The sequence below is a fragment of the Aliirhizobium sp. YIM B11859 genome, assembly GCF_057163345.1.
On the sequence record NZ_JBXHAY010000046.1, the window covers coordinates 1 to 1,102 of the forward strand.

General features: G+C 62.8%; 1 protein-coding gene. It reads right to left on the reverse strand.

The genetic code is table 11. The annotated features are described in order from the left end of the window. Nucleotides 1-1,073 (reverse strand): SpvB/TcaC N-terminal domain-containing protein (locus AC2GXZ_RS32545; protein ID WP_483763381.1); only part of this gene is annotated, 1,073 nt, incomplete at its 3' end. Between the last annotated feature and the right edge of the window lie 29 nt (nucleotides 1,074-1,102).

The following is a 1,102-nucleotide window of genomic DNA, read 5'->3' on the forward strand; positions in this document are numbered from 1 at the left end:
CGTTGCGGGCAGGTATAGGCATAATTGACCGTGTTGCCATTCATGTCGATCACCTGCGACAGCAGGAAGCGACCGTCATGCTGCAGCTGGTAGTCCGTCGTGCCGGCCGCAGCCGTCGAGGCGCTGACCTCCAGCACCGACTTGAACACCGAGCGTGTCCCGTCGCGATCGGTCACCGTCCAGCTATTGGCGGTGCTATCGAAGACCACCCGCTTGAAGTTCTCGACCTCGGTCACATGCGTGCCGCCAGCCAGGCAGGACGCTGCAACCAGATCGGTGGTGCAGGCGACGAGCTCTTCACCGTTCAGCAGATAAACATCGTCCGTGTCATAGGCCGGATAACCATAACCCGGGCTCGCCCGTTCGATCACATCAAGCCCATCCATGCCCCAGGCGTAACCGGCAAAGCCCTGGTAAAGGCCACCCAGGCGGCTCTTGCGGGCCGAGTTGTAATTGAGCGCGATCTTCGGCTGCAGGCCATGGAAGGCAGGAACGTCGATGGCGATCTTCTGGGAGAAGAAGCCATTGCCGGCAATCTCCGGCACGGCCGGTTTCTCCGGTGCGTTGACCGGATCTGCGTCGGTTGAGGCCGCGGCAGCCGCCGCCATCACCGACATCGCATTTGCTTCCGGCTCGGCCGTATCCTTGGAGCCGGCCAGATCGTTCTCGTCGCTCGTCGCACCCGTGTCGGATTGCGTCTCAGGCTTTCCGAGTGCCGTGCCTGAGCCAAGGCCGGCCCCCGCCTTGGAAGACCCATCCGTGGCCGTCTGATCCGACTGTGTGTTGCTGCTGCTCTGCCCGTTTTGAGCTGTCGTCGCACTGCCGGCACCAGCCTGGCCGATCCCGACCGTCAGATCCACCGCCCGGCTGTCGCCAGCCGAAACGGTTCCAGCCCGCGATCCGCTGGCCGACGTGGTGCTGGCGCCAAGTCCACCAGATGAGCCCGTCCCAAGAGCGCCGAGCCCCTGGTCGGCAGCATAGGCGGCCGACATCAAGGTCAGGCCCGATCCAGAAAAAAAGCAAAGCGATACCGTGGCAGCAAAAGCTGCAGAACGAACAGAATAGAAACGCATGAGCCCCCTCGAAGCGAATCAGAACGTCA